At 62.3% G+C, this 19170-nt stretch carries 13 protein-coding genes; 7 read left to right on the top strand and 6 right to left on the bottom strand.

Annotated features, from left to right (window positions below; translation table 11 throughout):
* Positions 1 to 34: 34 nt before the first annotated feature.
* Positions 35 to 2443: an AI-2E family transporter gene (locus tag LMTR13_RS12960; protein WP_065732643.1), complete on the bottom strand. Its 2409-nt coding sequence runs from the start codon at positions 2441 to 2443 to the stop codon at positions 35 to 37.
* 1177 nt (positions 2444 to 3620) lie between these two features.
* Between LMTR13_RS12960 and LMTR13_RS12955 the strand changes: the two genes are divergently transcribed.
* Together LMTR13_RS12955 and LMTR13_RS12950 are read left to right on the top strand one after the other, a co-directional pair.
* Complete coding sequence (locus LMTR13_RS12955) at positions 3621 to 5000, top strand: cation-efflux pump (protein WP_065728217.1); 1380 nt, start codon at positions 3621 to 3623, stop codon at positions 4998 to 5000.
* 191 nt (positions 5001 to 5191) lie between these two features.
* A complete protein-coding gene (locus LMTR13_RS12950; protein WP_065728216.1) occupies positions 5192 to 7513 on the top strand; it encodes a PAS domain-containing sensor histidine kinase in 2322 nt (773 codons plus the stop codon).
* 2 nt (positions 7514 to 7515) lie between these two features.
* Here LMTR13_RS12950 and LMTR13_RS12945 read toward each other — a convergent pair whose 3' ends face one another.
* From LMTR13_RS12945 to LMTR13_RS12935, 3 genes are all read right to left on the bottom strand, one after another.
* Entirely contained in the window at positions 7516 to 8406 is an 891-nt protein-coding gene (locus LMTR13_RS12945) for a LysR family transcriptional regulator (RefSeq protein WP_065728215.1), read from the bottom strand.
* 213 nt (positions 8407 to 8619) lie between these two features.
* Entirely contained in the window at positions 8620 to 10419 is a 1800-nt protein-coding gene (locus LMTR13_RS12940; protein ID WP_236843461.1) for an adenylate/guanylate cyclase domain-containing protein, read from the bottom strand.
* 46 nt (positions 10420 to 10465) lie between these two features.
* Entirely contained in the window at positions 10466 to 11437 is a 972-nt protein-coding gene (locus LMTR13_RS12935; protein ID WP_065728213.1) for an ABC transporter substrate-binding protein, read from the bottom strand.
* Positions 11438 to 11655: 218 nt separating this feature from the next.
* On the opposite strand from LMTR13_RS12935, the gene LMTR13_RS12930 reads away from it, so the two are divergent.
* On the top strand, positions 11656 to 12501 hold the full coding sequence (locus LMTR13_RS12930; protein WP_065728212.1) for an HD domain-containing protein: 846 nt from the start codon (positions 11656 to 11658) through the stop codon (positions 12499 to 12501).
* Between the two features lie 9 nt (positions 12502 to 12510).
* On the opposite strand, the gene LMTR13_RS12925 is transcribed toward LMTR13_RS12930, so the two are convergent.
* Positions 12511 to 14166 carry a winged helix-turn-helix domain-containing tetratricopeptide repeat protein gene (locus tag LMTR13_RS12925; protein ID WP_065728211.1) on the bottom strand — a complete coding sequence of 552 codons (1656 nt, stop codon included), beginning with the start codon at positions 14164 to 14166 and terminating at the stop codon, positions 12511 to 12513.
* Positions 14167 to 14515: 349 nt separating this feature from the next.
* On the opposite strand from LMTR13_RS12925, the gene LMTR13_RS12920 reads away from it, so the two are divergent.
* The 3 genes from LMTR13_RS12920 (at position 14516) to LMTR13_RS12905 (ending at position 16506) form a co-directional block, all read left to right on the top strand.
* Positions 14516 to 14710 carry a hypothetical protein gene (locus tag LMTR13_RS12920; RefSeq protein WP_065728210.1) on the top strand — a complete coding sequence of 65 codons (195 nt, stop codon included), beginning with the start codon at positions 14516 to 14518 and terminating at the stop codon, positions 14708 to 14710.
* Positions 14711 to 14764: 54 nt separating this feature from the next.
* Complete coding sequence (mddA, locus tag LMTR13_RS12915; protein ID WP_083219018.1) at positions 14765 to 15553, top strand: methanethiol S-methyltransferase; 789 nt, start codon at positions 14765 to 14767, stop codon at positions 15551 to 15553.
* A gap of 731 nt (positions 15554 to 16284) precedes the next feature.
* Positions 16285 to 16506 carry a hypothetical protein gene (locus LMTR13_RS12905; protein WP_065728208.1) on the top strand — a complete coding sequence of 74 codons (222 nt, stop codon included), beginning with the start codon at positions 16285 to 16287 and terminating at the stop codon, positions 16504 to 16506.
* A gap of 33 nt (positions 16507 to 16539) precedes the next feature.
* Here the strand turns inward: LMTR13_RS12905 and LMTR13_RS12900 are convergent, their stop codons facing one another.
* On the bottom strand, positions 16540 to 16734 hold the full coding sequence (locus LMTR13_RS12900; protein ID WP_065728207.1) for a hypothetical protein: 195 nt from the start codon (positions 16732 to 16734) through the stop codon (positions 16540 to 16542).
* Positions 16735 to 17498: 764 nt separating this feature from the next.
* On the opposite strand from LMTR13_RS12900, the gene LMTR13_RS12895 reads away from it, so the two are divergent.
* On the top strand, positions 17499 to 19160 hold the full coding sequence (locus LMTR13_RS12895) for an efflux RND transporter periplasmic adaptor subunit (protein WP_065728206.1): 1662 nt from the start codon (positions 17499 to 17501) through the stop codon (positions 19158 to 19160).
* The last annotated feature ends 10 nt before the right edge of the window (positions 19161 to 19170 follow it).

Here is a 19170-nt window from a genome sequence, read left to right as displayed (position 1 = left end):
CGGTTCGGTGATGCGCATCACAAGCACTGAACAATCAAGACCCGGATGCAGCGCTTGGTCCAACCGGGTCCGAAAGGCCCGTTGCTGATTCCGTGGCGCGGCTCTCGATTTGACCCATCAATTCGTTGGCCATCTGCTCGAGGCGTTGGCGATCTCGGTCCACAAACTCGCGGGGCTGCGTGTCAACGATGCAAAGGGAGCCTACGACGTGTCCAGCTGAAGTCCGCAAGGGGACGCCTGCGTAAAAGCGAATGCCCTTCTCCAGCACGCGTGGATCGTCGGCAAAGCGTGGGTCCCCGGTCACGTCTTCGGAAACCAGGACTTCGTTTGCCGCGATCACGTATGCGCCGAGCGGCTCCTCATGAGGTGCCTGATTGATGGCCTGATTTTCCTGCGACAGGTCTATTGCGTCTGGCTGGGCCGGGTGAATATCGTCAGCCAGAGATACGAGTGCGATCGGGACATTGAAAGCCTGCGCGATCTTCTTGGACGCCTCATCGAACTGCTGTCCTTTCGCGGCGGCCAAACCGAGGCTGTGCAGCGCTGCAACCTGCGCTTGCCTAACGTCAGGAAGGACCGGCCGCGTACCGCTGCCTGATGCTGGGCGGCACATCCATTCATCAACTTGCTTGATACAGCCCTGAAGCGAGGCGAATACCGCATCGGCCGCCATCTGCTTGTTGAGCTCTTCCGTTTGTTGCGTACCGTGCGCCAGATTCCAGGAGCAGACGATGAGCTTCACGTGGGGGGCTCGGCGACGCAGACGACGGAAGATGTACCGGGCATAGACCTGCGGCTGGGGATGCAGATAGGACAGGCACACCACTTCGATGCCTTCGAGACCTAGCTGCCCCAGCGCTCCCTGGCTGACCGCGATCGGCGGCAGGACCTTGGCGCTGATGCTCCGTTCCTCGAGCACCTGCGCCATCATCTCCGCCGCCGCGTGATCTAGCTCAGTGCGGCCGGCGACGCAGAGAACGCACGGTGGCCGCTCAGCTGTGCGATCTTCACCCCGCTCGGCCGCTGAGGAGGCCTTTTCCCGGATATGATCCTCGACCTCCCGCACAACAGAGATCGCCGTGTCGGCAACGAGCCGCCGGTAATTGGTATCCGTCGTGCTGCGCTGGCGATCGTTTTCCGCAAGGCGCAGTGCCGGTATGGCCACGTTATCATAGAACTCGTGCGAGGAGTATTTGTCGACATAGTCTTCAGCAATCTCCACCGCCTCTTCCAGGTTGCCGGCTAGCAGGCGTTGATAAAGCTGCTCCTCCGGCGCAAGCACCGGATCGCTGCCAAGAAGCACGCCCAGGAACTCGAGTTGCGGGACGTAGCGCCCGATGACGACCGCGCAGACGGTCAGGGGCGTCGCTAGGAACAGGCCGACAGGGCCCCACAGCATGGTCCAGAAGATTGCCGCAATGATGATGGCCAGAGAGGACAGGCCCGTGCTGGCGCCGTAAAGCCATGGCTCGACGACATTGTTGCTGATCAGTTCAGCCACGAGGAACACCCCGACCACCCAGAATAACATGGTCCAGCCAGGATCAACGGCGACTGCAAGGGCAATGGGAAACAGGGCGGCCAGGAAGGGACCGAGATACGGGATGAATCGGAGGACCGCGGCTAGCAGCCCCCACAGCGGGGCATTGGGCACGCCAATGAAGTAAAGGGCAATGCCAATCGGAATGCCGTAGGTCAGATTCACGACGAGCTGCATCAGGAGGTAACGACTGACCCGGGCGGTGGCGTCGTTGATGGCCTGCGTACTTTTCTGAAGGTCTCCGGCCCCTGCGAGCTTGATGAAGCGATCGCGCAGGTCCTCCCGCTCTAGCAGCACGAAGATCACGAAGATGACGACCAGCCCGGCAGTGGCGAGCGGCGCTAACAGCGGGCCGACTACGGATCGGATGATCTCGAGGGGTTTTGGCCGTGGTGCCTCTAGGCGCACGGTGACCGGCTCCGGAGACTTAGGGCCGGTTCCGACGCGAGGCTGTGCCTCTTCAGGCTTCCTCTCGTCGCCCGAGATGTCCTTGCCGAGATCCTCTATCGTTCTGGTAATATTATTAAGGACGCCGCCACCTGGGGCGGACTCCTGCAAGGACCGGATTTTCTGAGTGATAGTAGTCTGGTAGCTCGGAAGATTGTTAGCGAGTTGGACGAGCTGGCGCCCGACCACGAAGGCGACGCCTGTAATCAGGATAAAGGCAAGGGTAACGGCAATCAGCACCGCGGCAATGCGGGGCAACCTCCAGCGTCCTAGAAAGTTTACCAACGGTGTGAGAACAAAGCTTAAGAGGATGGCGAGGGCGAAGGGAACAAAGATATCTCGGCCGAAATAAAGTCCTCCGATTGCAAGGACGATACCGCCGGCCGTCAGGATCGGCGAGCCTGTGGGCTGAGTGGCTGGCGAAGATCGAGGCGAGACTGGAGCAAAGTCCGCCATAGCCGCGGCCTTTCCCATATTGGGATGACCAACGTAAACGCACGATCGGAGTGTCTGATCCAGAGCATACAGCGATTGCTGCTCAAAACGTTCAATCAGTCCAGCACCGTTCAGTGCGCCGCCCTCGGCCTATTGATGCGAAAGTCAAGCAATCGGCCGTGCGGCGCCGTTCGGCTCGTTCAAACAAATAGCGGGCGCGTGCAAAATCGATTTTTTGAGTACTTTTTTTCCCCAACAACTTCAACGTGATTTGCCCCGTCCAGTCATCGCTTAAAAAATATTCCGCTTCGCCGCCGACCCAAATCACGCCTACAAATCCCGCCGTCCCGCCCCGACAAGAGGGGCGTTGGCCATCGTCACGAACGTGGGGCGGGATGCGGTGGACGCGGCAGCGTTGGCGCGAAGATTGTTCGCGGGGCGGGCTTTAGTCCGTGAGTGAACATGGCGCGCAGGACGTACGGCGCTGAAGCGTACGGCAAAGCCGTGTGGTCCTGGCACCCGTGGCTGGTGTCAAGCTGACGGAGGTGCGTCGACCCAACCGGGTTGAGACAATCCTTCAATCCGTCAGCGATGGAGGCAAGAGGAATTCGTCTCCAGGGAGAGCGCGCCATAAGCCGTCAAACCACTGCGCAGGGAATGCCGGGCTGCTCCGGCTGTACCTGTATGCTCGTGTGCGTTTTTCTTGCGCTATTTGCACACGAGACCGCGGGTGCTAGCCGGCACCCGGCATTCCCCGGCATTCCCTGCGCCCTCTTCTTCTGGGCGAATGAATTTGCAAAGCTCGGGCGCAATGTGTCGCGAGATTGCGGACACACATCCAACTGTCATCGCCCGGCCTTGACCGGGCGACCCAGTATTCCAGAGGCAGCAGTGATTGAACCGATCGGCCGCGGCGTACTGGATCCCCCGCATGCGCGGGGGATGACAGTTGAGTACTGCGTCGCTATCTCCGCGTCATTGCGAGCGCAGCGAAGCAATCCATTGTCACCTCGCACGCGGAAGGATGGATTGCTTTGCGGAGCCTGTCATCGGGCGCGCATTCGCGCGACCCGTTGGCTCGCAATGACGCTTACTCAACTCGGAATAATTCGCAACAAATCGCTCCTGCAAGTGAGTGGCGATTGCGCATCCAACTGTCAGCTTTAATCCCACACAACGCCCTGCTAAACCGCCGCCCATGGCCACTATCCCAACCATAAAAACCAACGTCGCCGCGATCTCGATCTTTGCCAGCGCCGGCATGGCTGCGGCGAAGTTCGCGGTTGGCATCGCGATCGGCTCGCTGGCGCTGATCTCGGAGGCGCTGCACTCCTCCGTCGACGTGATAGCGACAATCATCACCTGGCTGGTGGTGCGGGTGTCCGACCAGCCGGCCGATGAGGAACATCATTACGGCCACGGCAAGTTCGAGAGTCTGTCGGCGCTGTTCGTCATCGCGCTGCTCTACGTGCTGGCCGGCGGCATCCTGGTCGAATCCTGGAGCCGCCTGCGCGAAGGTGCAGCCCCGCCGACGATATCGGCTGTCCCCTTCGTCGTGCTGGTGATCGATATCGCGGTCAATTTCTGGCGCGCGCGGGCGCTGCATCGCACGGCACGCGAAACGCGGAGCCAGGCGTTGGCGGCGGATGCGCTGCATTTTGCTTCCGACGTGCTCGGCTCCCTTGCCGTCATCGCCGGCCTGGCGCTGACCGGGCTCGGCTATGCCTGGGGCGACTCGGTTGCGGCGATTGCCGTCGCCGTCATGATATCGATCCTCGGCCTGCGGCTCGGGCGCTCCACCGTCGAAACCCTGCTCGACCGCGCACCCGAAGGCGCTTCGGATAAGGCGACCGCCGCGATCCGCGCGGTACCCGGCGTGGTCGGCGTCGAGCGCGTGCGCGTGCGCATGGTCGGGCCGACGCATTTCATCGACGCCATCGCAAAAGTGCCGCGCACCTACCCGATCGACCGCGTCGAGGCGATCAAGCAGACCGCGCAAGCCGCGGTGACGCGAGCGCTCGGCGACGCCGACCTCACCTTCACGGCCGTGCCGGTCGCGCGGGACAATGAGAGCGTGCGCGAGCGCATCATGGTGATCGCCCGCAATTCCGGCCTCGCCGTCCACCATGTCACCGTGCACGATCTCGGCGGCCGGCTGACGGTCAGCATCGACCTCGAAGTCGACGGCGACATGGAACTCACCGCCGCGCACGCCATCGCCCACGACCTGGAACGCAGCATCCGCGAGGACTTTGGCGAAGACGTCGAGGTCGACACCCACATCGAGCCGCTCGAGCCGGAGTTGCCGCACGGCACCGACGCCGCGCCCGAGCGCGTCGAAACCATCAAGGCCGCGCTGTCGCGCTTTGCCGGCGGCAACGGCGCGATCCATGACATTCACAATGTGCGGGTCCGCGACACCGATGCCGGGGAAATCGTCAACTTCCATTGCCGCGCCGCGTCATCGATGAGCGTCATCAAGGTGCACGAGAACGTCGACGAGATCGAGCGCGCGCTGCGCCGCGCGTTCCCTTCGATCAAGCGCGTCATCAGCCATGCCGAACCGCCGCGCGCGTAGCTTTGCGGGCGCGTTCCCGTTTCGGACTCGCATCGAGCGTGCCTTATTTCGCGTTGGACAAGATTTATTTCGAATTAACGAATCGTTGACTCTCGACAGCCCGAAAAAAGTGGATTCAAATCGGCATGATTCGGAAGTAATGGGGTGCTTCCGGACAATGTGCAAAAGAGCCTTCGGCGGGGGTCTAAAGCATGGCGCGCGCGCATGCGGCGAATGCGGCGAACGCGTGTGTCCAATCCGATTCGATCAAAGGATTGGCGCAGTCGATCGCAAAACCTGCCTACCACCGGCTACTCACCGCAGAGCCGGCGCTGCGCCGCGCCGTGCCCACGCTCATCATCGCCTTCCTGATCACCATCTGCCTCGGCGCCTTCGTGCAGGTGATCGACCAGAGCCGGCAGAAGCGCGCCGCCATGAAGCGTGACCTCTCCGCGCTAACCGAGCTCCTGGCCGAACGCCTCGACCGCTTCGCCGCGGTCCGGCAGGACCGCGCCGCCAATATCGAGCGGCTGCAGAGCCTGCTGCCCGACCTGATCCCGGCCTGGGGCGCTGCGAGCGGCCGGCACGTCATCATCACGGGCGCCGATCACCGGATCCTGGCCCGCGTTCCCGTCGAAGCCGACCTTGGCGGCAGCGATCGCATTCTCGACGTCATCAGCACGGCGCAACTGCTGGTCACGCCCGGCCAGCAGGGCGTCGTCAGCGACATGACGCTGCCGAACGGCAACGGCGCCATGGCGATCTCGCGGCTGGTCAAATCGCTGCCGGGCATGGTCATCGTCATCCAGGAGAAGAACGAGCCGCTGTGGGGTTCGGATGCGGCCTTGTCGGTGACGCTGTCAGCCACCACGGGCTTCGTCGTGCTGATCCTCGGCTTCGCCTTCCACTGGCAGTCGACCCGCGCCCGCGAGGGCGACCTGATCAACGATGCGGTGCGCGGCCGGATCGACACCGCGCTCAACCGCGGCCGCTGCGGATTGTGGGACTGGGACCTCTCGCGCGGCCGGATCTTCTGGTCGGCCTCGATGTTCACGATGCTCGGCCTCGACTCCCGCAACGACCTCCTCACCTTCGGCGAAGTCAACGCGCTGGTGAAATCCGACGACATCGACCTGTTCGCGATCGCCGACCAGATGATCGCCGGCCAGATCACCCACATCGACCAGAGCTTCCGCATGCAGCACACCGGCGGCCACTGGATCTGGTTGCGCGTGCGCTGCGAGCTCAGTCACACCTCGGCCGATGGCGGGCTGCACCTGATCGGCATCGCGGTCGACATCACCGAGCAGAAGAGCCTCGCCGAGAAGACCGTGGAAGCCGACCTCAGGCTGCGCGACGCGATCGAAACCATTCCGGAAGCCTTCGTGCTGTGGGACGCGGAAGACCGGCTCGTGCTCTGCAACTCGCATTTCCAGCGCCTGCACAAATTGCCCGATACGGCGGTGACGCCCGGCACGTCGTACGAGACCGTGATCGAGGTCGGCAGCATGCCGGAGGTCCGCACCAGACTGCAGGAGACCGGCGCGCAAGCGCCGGGAGCCCGCACCTTCGAGGCGCAGCTCGACGACGGAAGCTGGCTGCATATCAGCGAGCGCCGCACCAAGGACGGCGGCTACGTCTCGGTCGGCACCGACATCACCCGCATCAAGGAGCACGAGCAGAAGTTGATCGAGAACGACGCCCGCCTGCGCGCCAACGTGCTCGACCTGAAGCGCTCGCAGGCGGAGCTCGCCGACCTCGCGGAGAAATATTCGCAGGAGAAGAACCGCGCCGAGGAAGCCAACCAGGCGAAATCGAAATTCCTCGCCAATATGAGCCACGAGCTGCGCACGCCCTTGAACGCCATCATCGGATTCTCCGAGATCATGGGCAGCGGCATGTTCGGCGTGCTCGGCTCCGACAAGTACCAGGAATACTGCCACGACATCCTGACGAGCGGAAAATACCTGCTCGAAGTCATCAACGACATCCTCGACATGTCGAAGATCGAGGCCGGCCGCATGAAGCTCGACATGGAGCAGCTCGACCTGTCGAAGATCCTGGCGGAGTCGCTGCGCGTGGTGTCCGGACGCGCCGAGGACAAGCACCTGACGCTGGACGCCGACATCGAAAGCACCATTTCCGTGATGGCCGACCGCCGCGCGGTCAAGCAGATCTTCGTCAACCTGCTGTCCAATGCCGTGAAGTTCACCCCCGACGACGGCAAGGTCACCGTGCGCAGCCACGTGCTGCCCAACTCGATCGTGCTGATGATCGCCGACACCGGCATCGGCATCGCGCCCGCCTCGCTGCGGCGGCTGGGCAATCCGTTCGAGCAGGTCGAGAGCCAGCTCACCAAGACCTACCAGGGCTCGGGCCTGGGACTAGCCATCGCGCGGTCGCTGACCAGCCTGCATGGCGGCGCGATGCGGCTGCGCTCCAAGCTCGGCACCGGCACCGTCGTGCGCATCGTGCTGCCGCGCGAACCGCAGCAGCCGAAGCCGACAGCAAGGGCCCAGGCCGAGGCGGCCTGATCCTACGCCAGCGTCGGCGCCACTTCGCGGGCGACCTGCACCAGCGCCGCGATCAAGGGCGTCATCGGATCGCGCTGCGGGACCACCATGCCGATGCTGTAGTCGACGACGGGATCGACGATCGGGATGCTGCGGACGGAGTCGGCGAGCCCCAGCGTCTCCGCAAGCTTGGCCGGCATCACGCTCGCCCAGCGTCCGGTCTTCACATGCGTATAGAGCACCAACAGCGAGTTCGAGGTCAGCGTCGGCGTCGCCTCGGCCCCGACGGACGCCAGCGCGCGATCGATGATGCGGCGGTTCTGCATGTCCGGCGTCAGCAGGCACAGCGGCACCTGCCCGACCTCCTTCCAGGTGACCTGCTTGCGATCGCCGAACATGGCGTCGGGCGCCGTCAGCAGGCGATAGTTCTCGTTGTAGAGCGGGATGGTGCGGACCTTGCCGATCGGCTCGTTCTCGATATAGGTCAGCCCGGCATCGACCTCGAGATTTTCGAGCAGGCCCAGCACGTCGGCCGACGTGCAGGACTGGATACGAAAGCGCACGTCGGGATAGCGCGCGCGGTACGGCGTCGTGAGCTGCGCCACCATGCCGAGCACGGTCGGGATCGCGGCGATCCGGATTTCGCCGGAGAGCTTGTCCTTGAGGCTGTTGATCTCCTGCCGCATGGCGCGGGCATCGCCGACGATGCGCCGGGCCCAGTCGAGCGTGCGCTCGCCCTCCGGCGTAAAACCCTGAAAGCGGGAGCCGCGCTGCACCAGCATGACGCCGAGAATTTCCTCGAGCTGCTTGAGGCTGGTCGACATGGTCGGCTGCGTGACGCCGCAGGCTTCCGCCGCCCGCCCGAAATGCCGCTCCTTTGCCAGCGCCAGCAGAAGTTCAAGCTTGTCGATCAAAGGGATAGCCCCGGGGTTTGGTGGTAATGGTGGCCAGAAATAGCACGGACCGGCGGCCATCAACACGTCAAAAACGGCGGCCGGGGCGCTGGATTTCCGAGGCAATTTGGTTCTCACATCGCCCCATTACTCAACCTTATCGGGAGCATTGTGATGGGCGAAGCGACGGCTTGTCCGCCAATGCGCGCCATTGCGAGCCGTGGGTCGTCGCTGCTACGCTGTTTCCGTCAGCGTCAATCCGTGGCGCGATCGTTCTGCACCGGACCCACCGGCGCGATCGACGCGCCCGGTCGGTGCGGAGGCGTCCATGCGAGTCACGGCAAAAATCTCGAGCGCGCGATCGTAGCCTTTAATGGGCCGCTCTCCGATTGAAGCGAGCGCGAAACTGTCCTTAACGCGTTCGTTGATAATTGGGTCCAGCAAAATCTGTCCGTCATCGGCCATGCTGCAAAGCCGTGAGGCCAGATTGACGACGCTTCCGATTGCCGTGTAGTCGAGGCGCCCCTGATAGCCGAGGGTTCCGACGGTCGCGTGTCCCATCGCGACGCCGACGCCGAAGCCGATCGCGCAGCCACCTGCGGACCAGGTGCCGGCAACGGATTGCACCGCAGCCTGCATATCGATCGCAAGCCGAACGCCGCGGTATGCCGGGTTCTCACAAGTAACGGGCGCGTTGACGAGGACCATCACGCCGTCTCCCGCGAAGCGGATCAAAGTCGCCTCATGGCGCGCCGTGACGGCGCCAACGGCTTCATAGTACTGCTTCAGCACGGCCAGAATGGCATCGGGCTCGGCACGCGCGGTAAAAGCAGTGAAGCCGCGCAGATCGCCGAAAATCGCGACCACGTCCCGCCGGTGTGCGTCGAGCAGCCGCTGGTCGGAATGCTCAACCAGTTCGGCCACCTGTGGGGCAAGGAATTGCTTCAGGCGATTGATACGCTCGGACTTCTGCTGCGAGGCTCCGAGCTCCTCCGCCATCTGGTTGAAGCGGATCGCCAATTGCTCCAGTTCGTCGCGGCTTTGGATCGTGATGCGATGATCGAACTGTCCCATCCCGATCCGCTCAACGCCATTCTCGAGTTGCCGGATCGGTCCCCACATCCGGCACGCGCGCCAATAAGCGAGCACAGACGCGAAAACGATGCCGATGACGATGAGTATCAGCGAGCGCCATAGCGCGGCGCGGATCGATTCAAACGCTTCCAGCACGGGCTGTTCGGCAATCACCGTCCAATCCACATTGGCGGCACGCACCGAAAGCGCAACCACGGGCGTACCGTCCTCGCCCGTCGTGGTGACCGCGGATCCGTTCGCGGCGCTGACTTCCGACTTAAGCCGGCTGAAGTCGCCGGCCCCGGCACCACTGCGCAGAACCAGGCTGATGTCCGGATGGGCAACCAGGCGCCCTGTGTCGTCGACAATGAGCGCGTGGCCGGTATCGCCGATCTTGATGCCAGCAATGATGTCCCAAATCAATTTCAGATTGATATCGGCAACGACAATCCCTGCGGCCGCGCGATTTCCCGCGACCGCGATCCGCATGTAAGGTTCGGAATCGCGTTGATAGTGCACCGGGCCATACCAGACCCGGTGGGCACGCGCGCCGATAACCGCGGGATCTGCCGACATGTCAGCGCCGCGACCGGTTCGGTTCATGCTCACGCGAGATACGAAAACGCGTTCGGTGCCCGTCGCGTCGACCATCGAAAGCGAAACGATCGCCGGTACCTGCTGCAGCAAACGCAATCCATCAATCCTGCGCCGGTCGTCCTCACCCGGCGTCCAGGGAAACTGCACGACCCAGCCGAGCTGATCGCGAATTCCATCGGTGAAGGCCTGAATCCGGTCGGCTGCAGAACGGGCTTCGACCTGAAGAATCTCATTGAGGTAGAGGCGATTGTCACGAAAGGCGAACCACGCTTCGCTCGCAGAGCCCAGCATCAAAGGCACCACCACTGCGACAAACAGTGTGATGAAATACTTGATGAACAGCGAGCGGCGCGGACGAGTCACCAATGGGAAATCCAATGCAAGGCGGTTCGAACCGATGTGTGACGCGTCATTCGATCACCCTGTTGGCGCGAAACAGGATGGAGGATTCGTCGAGGTCAATGCCGAGCCGTTCGGCTGTCCTGAGATTCAAGACGAGCTCGAACTTGGAGGGCTGAAGGACAGGAAGATTGGCCGGCTTTTCCCCGCGCAGAATCCGGTCGGCATAAGTCGCAAGCCAGGAATACGCCGCCCGCTGGTTTGCGCCGTAGCTCAGAAGTCCGCCGGCGTCGCAATATTCGCTCCAGCCAAACATCGAAGGCAGCCGATGCGCGATGGCGAAGTCGGCAATTTTGGCCCGGTGCACCATCGTGAGAACGTCAGGGAAGACCAGTAACGCATCCGCATCTGTCTCCGCGACCTTCCCAAGCGCGTTGTCCAGTTCGCTTGCGCCGGAGAAGGGAATGTAGATCGGCTCGATGCCGAGCTTGTAGGCGGCCTCCCTGGTCGCGCGCCACTCCGACTGTTCGCCCGGATGATTGGCGTTCGAGAAGACCGCAAGCTTGCGCAGCTTCGGGAGGACTTCCTTCAGCAGTTCAACCCGCTTGCCAGCCAGCTCCAGCGACAGGAAGGTCGAGCCGGTGAAATTGCCGCCGGGCTGGCCGAGGCTTTTAACGAGGCCCAGTTCCACGGGGTCGCCGCTCAGGGCAAACAGCACCGGCACTTCCTCAACCGCCGTCATCGCACGCGTCGCCGGACCGCTCGATACGGCTAGATCGACTTTGCCGCGCCTGAGTTCCGACGCCACCTCGCGCAGCGCCTGCGGGTTGCCGATCGCATAATGCAAATCAAGGACGACGTTCTTGCCCTCGAGATACCCCCGGGCGCGCAGCCCCTCCCGGAAGCCATCCAAAAACGGATCGGGCTGGGACTGCGTGGAGAGCCAGTAAATGCGATAAACCCGCCCTGAATTCTGCGCGAGCGCGGCGGCCGGACAGGCCACCGCAGCACCCAGCAATGCAATGAAATCTCGTCGTTTCATGCAGGTAATATGGCGCGAGCCGGCGGTCCGCGCTTAGAGCCGATGTTCAGATAATCTCCAGATAATCTTGATTTTGGCCTCCCAGGGGCGGCTCGGCGACGTCACGCCCGGCCCATCCGTCGCGACGCCGGTCACGTCCGGGTAGGCGGCGATGTGGTATCATTCCACGCCGATACCCGCTCTGTCTCGCGACGTCGCACGCCGATGTGGAGGTTCAGATGATCACAATCCCGGAACTCGTAGCGCAGGCCCTGGGCACATTTCTGACCTCGGAAACCAAGAGCCGGTTTGGCGCATCGCACGCCCGCCTGGCGGAGTTCCTGCCCTATGCCGCCCGGCTCACATTGGAATGCATCGGCAACAGCGACGCGCTCTATCACAACGTCGAGCATTCCCTGCTCGTCACCCTGGCCGGCCACGACATCCTGATGGGACGGGCGGTGTTGCGGCCGACGACGCCCGACGACTACGCCAACTTCATCCTGGCGTGCCTGACCCACGACATCGGATATGTCAGAGGAACCGTTCAGGGAGATGACGGTGAGTCCTATGTTGCCGACCTCAGCGGCCGAACCATTCGCTTGCCGAGAGGCTCGTCCGATGCGTCGCTAGCGCCCTACCATGTAGACCGCTCAAAACTATTTGTCTTCGAACGCCTCGACACGGCGGAAGAAGTCGACGCCAGCCGGATCGCCAGGGCGATTGAATATACCCGCTTTCCCTACCCGGAAGCGTCGGGCGACGATCTGGTCGATGAGGAAGGATTGTTACTCCGCGCGGCCGACCTGATCGGGCAGCTCGGCGACCCCAATTACCTGAAAAAGTCGAATGCCCTGTTCTATGAATTTCAGGAGATCGGCCTGACCAAGACGCTCGGCTACGAGACGCCGGCTGATGTCGTCTACAAGTATCCGCAGTTCTACTGGAACAATGTGGCTCCGCAGATCCAGACAGCGATACGCTATCTCAACGTCACCTCAAGGGGGCGTCAGTGGATTGCAAACCTTTACAGCAATGTGTTCCGCGCCGAGCGCGAAATGAACCTGTCCGGTCCCCAGCCGTGATCGCGAGGCTCAGCCTTTCGCCGGAACTCCCGCCACGCGCAGCCCTTCGACGAACCGGTCGATAAAGCCGACATCGTTGCAGAAGAAGAACTCCTGTCGTGCCGTCCCGATGCTGTAGTTCGGCTTGCGCTGCAGAAGCTCGGCCGCCGCCGCTTTCGCCTGCGTCGCATCGCCGAGCAGGCCGAGCGAGGCCGCAAGCGACGCATAGGCCTGATAGGTGACATTGGGTTGCCGGGTTGCCCGTCGGGCGAACTCAACCGCGATGTCGTACTCGCCGAGGGAGAAGTGCGCCCAGGAGCGAACATGGTGGAACGCAGAAATGTGGCTGTCGCGCGGGCTCAGCATGGTCGCGCGATCGAGCAGCGTTTCCGCCTCGACCTCCCGTCCGTACCACAGCATGTTGAATCCTTGCGCGAAATAGGCTTGCGCGAAACTCGGATTTAGCTCCAGCGACACGTCGAGTGCCGCCAGCGCCTCGTCATTCTGATGGGTCAGGCACAGGGCGCGTCCGAGCGCACAGTGACAAAAACAATCGAGCTCATCGAGCGCCACCGCATGACGCGCCTGGCGCAGCGCCGTTTCCAGCCGCGCCGGGCGATCCTTCGGCTCGTCGATGAAGGCGCGCTGCAGATTGACATAGCTGAGGGCACCATGACCGCGCGCAAAGTTCGGATCAGCATCGATCGCGCGCTGGAAATACTCCTCGGCCGTGTCGAACCCCGGCGTGGTGAAGCGCCACAGATTCCACAGGCCGCGCTGGTAGCAATCCCAGGCGTCCAGGCTTTCCGGCGCCTTGCGGGCGGCAAGCTGCTGCTCGACCTTCGAAAGCTCCGGCTCGATCGTTGCGGCGATCTGGCGTGCCATCTCCTCCTGGATATCGAAGATGTATTCGAGCTCCAGGTCGTATTTGTCTGCCCATAACTGCTTGCCGTCCGCCGCCCGGACGAGCTCTGCCGTGATCCGCACGGTATCGCGGCTCTTGCGAACGCTGCCGACCAACACATAGCGGACGCCGAGCAGCTCACCGACTTCACGGGCATCGACCACCCGCCCCTGGAATCCGACGGTCGAGTGCCGCGAGATCACCGAAAGCCACCGGTTGCGTGCAAGGAGGCGAATGATGTCCTCGGTCAGCCCATAGCTGAAATAGTCGTTCTCGGGATCGCCAGACATGTTCCCGAACGGCAGCACCGCGATCGACGGTCGCGTATTGGCCTCGGCCTTCACCGATTCCGAGACAATGTTATCGAGGCGGGATACTTCTGGTGACACCGAGACGCGGACGGGAGGATCGGCCGTTGAAGCACCTTCCTCGGGAACCAGCCGGGCCGCCTCCGCGTCGGTTGTCGGCGTGCTGATGGCCTGAACGTCGCCGACGAAACGAAACCCCCGCTTGTGCAGCGTCCGGATGAAGAACTGGTCGATTCCGTTGTCGCCAAGCGCACGGCGAGCCCCATTGATGCGGCTGGAAAGCGCGGCCTCCGAGATAATCCGGCCATTCCAGACGGCCTCGATCAGCTCATCCTTGCTGACGATGCGGTCATGGTGGCGCACCAGGTGGACGATGAGATCAAACACTTGGGGCTCGATATGCACGGACTCGCCAAGCCGACGCAGCTCTTGCTGGCTTAGGTCCAACTCGAACTCGGCAAATCGGTACTGCATTACCACCTCTACTAGTGCAATGCGATCCGTGCCCTGGCACCCATCACAGAAATCAATGAAACAAATCGAGCAAAAACAACCGCTGCAGGAAGGAAAAACCAAGGTGTTCTGAAGAACTCCGCCAAGCTTGGAAGGGCAACTCAATTTAGAGACAGGTCAACCCTCGTTCAACCGGAGACCCCATGACCTGTCTGCTTGTTCCCATCAATTCCAATGTTTCGCCAGAAGGCTTGATGCCGCAAGGCTGCGCGGCCAACGCCGGTCACCCTCGCCGGAGGGCCGCCCGATGACCACGATTGCTGCATTCTCATCAGCGACAACGCCTCGGCTGCGGAGAAGCGCTCTCCTGTTGCTCGCGCGCCTGCGGCGGTTTTTCAACCATTGGGCTGCAGCAACCACCGCCTATCGCGAGCAGCAGGCCCGGCTCTGCGCGTTCCACCGGCTCGATTGGCACGAACTGGATCGGACGCGCATCTACCGCGGCCCGCTCGATAAAGCCGTCGAGAAAGCAGCGCAGCTACGCAAGCGGCGCCGCCTCAGATAGTGCCCACCAAGATTATTGCCAGACATCACCATTTCAAACGGAAGGAGATTGAACATGTCCATTACGATGCACACCGGGCCGAACAGTCCTGCAACGCCGCCGGCGGTGGTTTCTTTCGCAGCGAGACTACTCACGCTGTGCTACGGCGGTCTCGTCTACCTGATCTTCCTCGGCACGTTCCTCTACGCCGTCGGCTTCGTCTCGCAGTACGTCGTACCGAAGAACATCAACACCGGTCCGGCATCTTCGCCGATGACAGCCTTGCTGACGAACCTGGTGCTGATGTCGATCTTTGCCGTGCAGCACAGCGGCATGGCGCGTCAGGGTTTCAAGAGATTGTTCACGCGCTTCGCCTCACCTGCTATCGAACGCTCAACCTATGTGTTGCTGACGAGCCTGACGCTGATCCTGTTGTTCTGGCAATGGCAGCCGATGCCTGCGGTGGTCTGGCATATAGAGAATCCCGTTTTCGCCGGGATCGCGATCGCGGGCGGCTTCGTGGGCTGGCTCACAGTGCTCTACAGCACATTCCTGATCAGCCATTTCGAGCTGTTCGGATTGACGCAAGTGGTCTCCCATTTCGCCGGCCGCATGGTCGAGCCCATGAAGTTCAAGACGCCGGGCCTCTATCGCCTGATCCGGCACCCGATCTATCTCGGTTTCATCATCGCGTTCTGGTGCACGCCGACGATGACGCAGGGCCACCTGCTGTTCGCTGCGGTGACGACGGCTTACATCTTCGTCGGCATCTACCTCGAAGAGCGCGATCTGGTGACGATGTTCGGCGATGAGTACCGGCGCTATCGCGAAAAGGTCGCGATGCTGGTCCCGGGCATTTTCTGAAAAGCGACTATCAATCATGCAGGACGCGCTCATCAGAATAGACCTGAAGGGCGCGTTCTGCTGCGGAATGTTGCTTACGCCTTGCTCGCCCAGCTACGGTGAACAAGCCGCACACCCGATCCGCCGAAATACGGAAGAAAGCCGCCGGGCATCCGGTGTCAGCACCAGCCCTTCTTCCAGTGGCCGGGCGGGCAACCACGGCCGCGCCAGCCGACCTTCCGGCCGCGGCTCCAACCAAACGGGCGATAACCGTGCCCGCGGCCCCAACCATGCCCGCGGCCGTGCCCGCCCTTTACTTCGATCAGATCGCCCTTGACCAGAGAGTCCTGGACCAATGGATAGCCGCGAGGCATTGCCGTTGCCGGAGACATGAAAGCGATTGGTAGTGTGAGTGCGATTCCAAATAGTAGCTTGCGCATCGGCCGTCCCGTCCAAGTTGGAGATGCCATCACAAGCAGGAAAAAGTGGCAATAGTTCCGCGCGATTGAGGCGGACTTCCGAAAGCCGCCATTGGGACGCCGTTCCCATCAAAAATCAGCAAGGGCAGGCGAACGCGCGGGCGGCGTCATTTCTTCACCCGGCAGCCGAAAAAATTAGGGAACGACATCCATCGTCCCGCGTTACAGGAGTGAGCAGGTAGTTCAGGAAAGGAGAAATCCACCAGAAATATCAGCTCAAAAGCCCCGTCAGTTATCTCAGATAGCTGGCGGGGTTTTGATTGGGAGAGGATTGTGCCCTACGCGCTGTTCGCCGACGACAGGCAGATCGGGCCTAACCTGCCGACCGAGGCAGAGGTGTGGAAGCAGGCCCTCGATGCTTCCCTGATTTCCGATCTTCCCGTTGCTGGCGAAGCAGGCGGGCTGGTTCTGCCGGCCCGCTACCACGTGAAGGAAATCAGGGAAGAGTACTGCGCGCCGGATCCGGCCTGGAAGCTTCCGGACGAAATCTCCTGATGCCGCGCCTTGCCAGCGCCTCACGCGTCCCTGTTATGCCTGCTTGACGAAGGTCAGACCGCTCACGGTCAGCCGTTCCTCGCTGGTTTCGCCTTCGGCCACCAGCCTTTCAAGATAGGTTTCGAGTTCCGGCAGCTTGCGGTCGAAATCGGCACCAAGGCCCATCAGCTCGCAGGTCTTCCTGATGCGCTCGATGGGTTTGTCGAAAATGTTGATCTCGGTATGCATCCAGCCTCCTATTCCCGCGACAATTCATAGTGGCCCCAGGAGTTCCAAAGCGCTCCCCTGCCTCCCGGGGCAAGCTGCTGATCCCGTTCGAGGAACCGGGCTCAGGAACGCGCCCTGTTCGATTCCGGGGTGCCCAGCATGCAAGCCGGCGATTTATTAGGAGCGACTTCACACCTGGAGTGTGCCGGCAATAACCATGTCGGCACCGCCGCGTTACGGTCTTGAATTCCCGGTTCCCCGGCGATATCAAGTGCGCACTTGGGCTACAATCGGACGATCATGCTGAAGCAACTAATTGTGTGCGCACTGGGAGCCGCGATCGTCCTGATCGTGCTTTCATTCGCGCCCTCTGTTGCCCAAGCCCATGTCGCCCATGCGCACCACGCTGCCGCTGATATTCACGGCCCACGGGGTCATGCCGCCTCTAATCCATCCGAACGGGCGGTGACGCAAGCAGTGTTGCAACAGGCTCAGCGGGGACAAACCGAGACACCTGCCACTTCTGACCGGAATTGCGTCGGCGCCTGCACCTTGACATGCGCCGCTTGCTGTGCGGCCGGGTTGCCGAGCTTTGTGCAACTCGTCCCCCTCCCCCGGTCGACAACACGTGTGGTATTTGTCGCATCCCCGATAACGCCACACCGCGCGCCTGATTCCCTCAGGCGCCCTCCCAAATCCTTGATCTGAACGCAAACGATCCGTGAATTTGCGCGGCCGGCTTACGGTCCGAAGCTGACGGTCATTCAGACTGAAGGATTTTTGGTATGCTTTCCCATTTCGGGCGCGCCCTGCGTGCTCTCGCGGCAGTCGCAGCTCTGTCTGCTGCGCTCGCTCCCGCTTCCGCCCATGAGGGTCATGACCATGGCGAACAACCTGCCGTCTCGACAGGCGCGTTGCCGCGTGGCGAGGCCGATTCCGACATATTCGAGATCGTTGCCGTCGTCCGCGGCGACCATCTTGAGATCCATCTCGACCGGTTCGCTACGAACGAACCAGTGACCGGCGCGGTACTTGAAGTCGAAACTCCCGGCGGCTCCGCAACGGCTACCGAGAATGGCGATGGCACATACCGTCTACCGGCGCCGTGGCTGGCAAAGAACGGACGTACCGACCTCATTTTCACCGTTACGGTGGGAGACGCCACCGACATTTTGCCGATGACCATTCAGACTGCGCGTGAGGCGGCGCAAAGTGCCGTACAGGGGGACGCGTCGGCTCACGGCGAACACATCGGCAAGGCTTCGTTCCTTCCCGCTCTGGGCGGCCTGCTGGCGGGTACTCTGCTAACCGCCATCGCACTTCGCGGGAAGCGAGCGGCGGCCATTGTCGTCCTCCTTGCGGCGCTCACGGGCGTCCGCGGGACGAAAGCGCATGAAGGCCACGGCCATGAGGAAGACAAGGCGCAGGTCGCGATCAGCGCCGTTTCAGGAGAACGCGCCCAGCGCCTGCCGGATGGGACGGTGTTCGTGCCCAAGACGGTGCAGCGGATATTTGCGCTGCGGACGCTGGTCGCCGAACAGGCGAAGCACAGGAAGGTCACCGAACTTCCAGGCAGGATCATTCCCGATCCCAATGCCAGCGGGTATGTGCAATCCGCCGTGGGCGGCCGGCTTTCCGCGCCGCCGGAGGGTTTTCCCCGGCTGGGCACACGGGTCAAACAGGGCGATATCCTGGGCTATGTCACGCCGCCGATTCAGGCGATCGATATTTCCGACATGCGGCAGCGCCAGGGCGAGCTCGATCAGCAAATCTCGATCGTGGAACGCAGGTTCGCGCGTTACGAACAACTCGCGCCCTCGGGTGCCATATCCCGGACTCAGCTCGAAGATACAAGGCTGGAGCTGGAAGGGCTGCGCGAGCGGCGCGCATCGATCGAAAAATCGCGCCGCGAACCCGAACCGCTGATCGCCCCGGTCGCAGGCGTCATCGCTGAAGGCAGCGCCGTGGCAGGCCAAATCGTTCAGCCGAGCTCCATCGTATTCAACATCATCGATCCCGCGCGGCTATGGGTCGAAGCGCTCAGCTTCGAGAACATCGAGCCCTCGCAAGGCGCGCGGGCCTCGACATATACGGGCAGGAATTACGACCTCATCTATCGGGGTACCGGCTTCGCCGACCGCAGCCAGTCGGTGCCGGTGCATTTTGCCGTAACGGGCGACACGGCGGGGCTCAGGGCCGGCCAGTTCCTGACTGTATTGGCCGGCACCGACGAAACAAAGGAGGGTCTTGCGGTGCCGCGCAGCAGTGTCGTGCGCGGGTCGAATGGCCAGGATTTCGTGTACGAGCACGTCGCGCCCGAGCGGTTCATGGCAAGGAGCGTGCGCACGGAGCCTCTCGACGGCGACCGTGTGCTGATCGTGTCCGGCTTCGCTCCGGGCAAGCGGATCGTGTCGCAAGGCGCGGACCTTCTCGATCACGTACGTTGAAGGAACACGT

Source organism: Bradyrhizobium icense (assembly GCF_001693385.1).
Lineage (GTDB): Bacteria > Pseudomonadota > Alphaproteobacteria > Rhizobiales > Xanthobacteraceae > Bradyrhizobium > Bradyrhizobium icense.
Note: the sequence above shows the minus strand (reverse complement) of the source record. Positions and strands in the feature narration are given on the sequence as shown.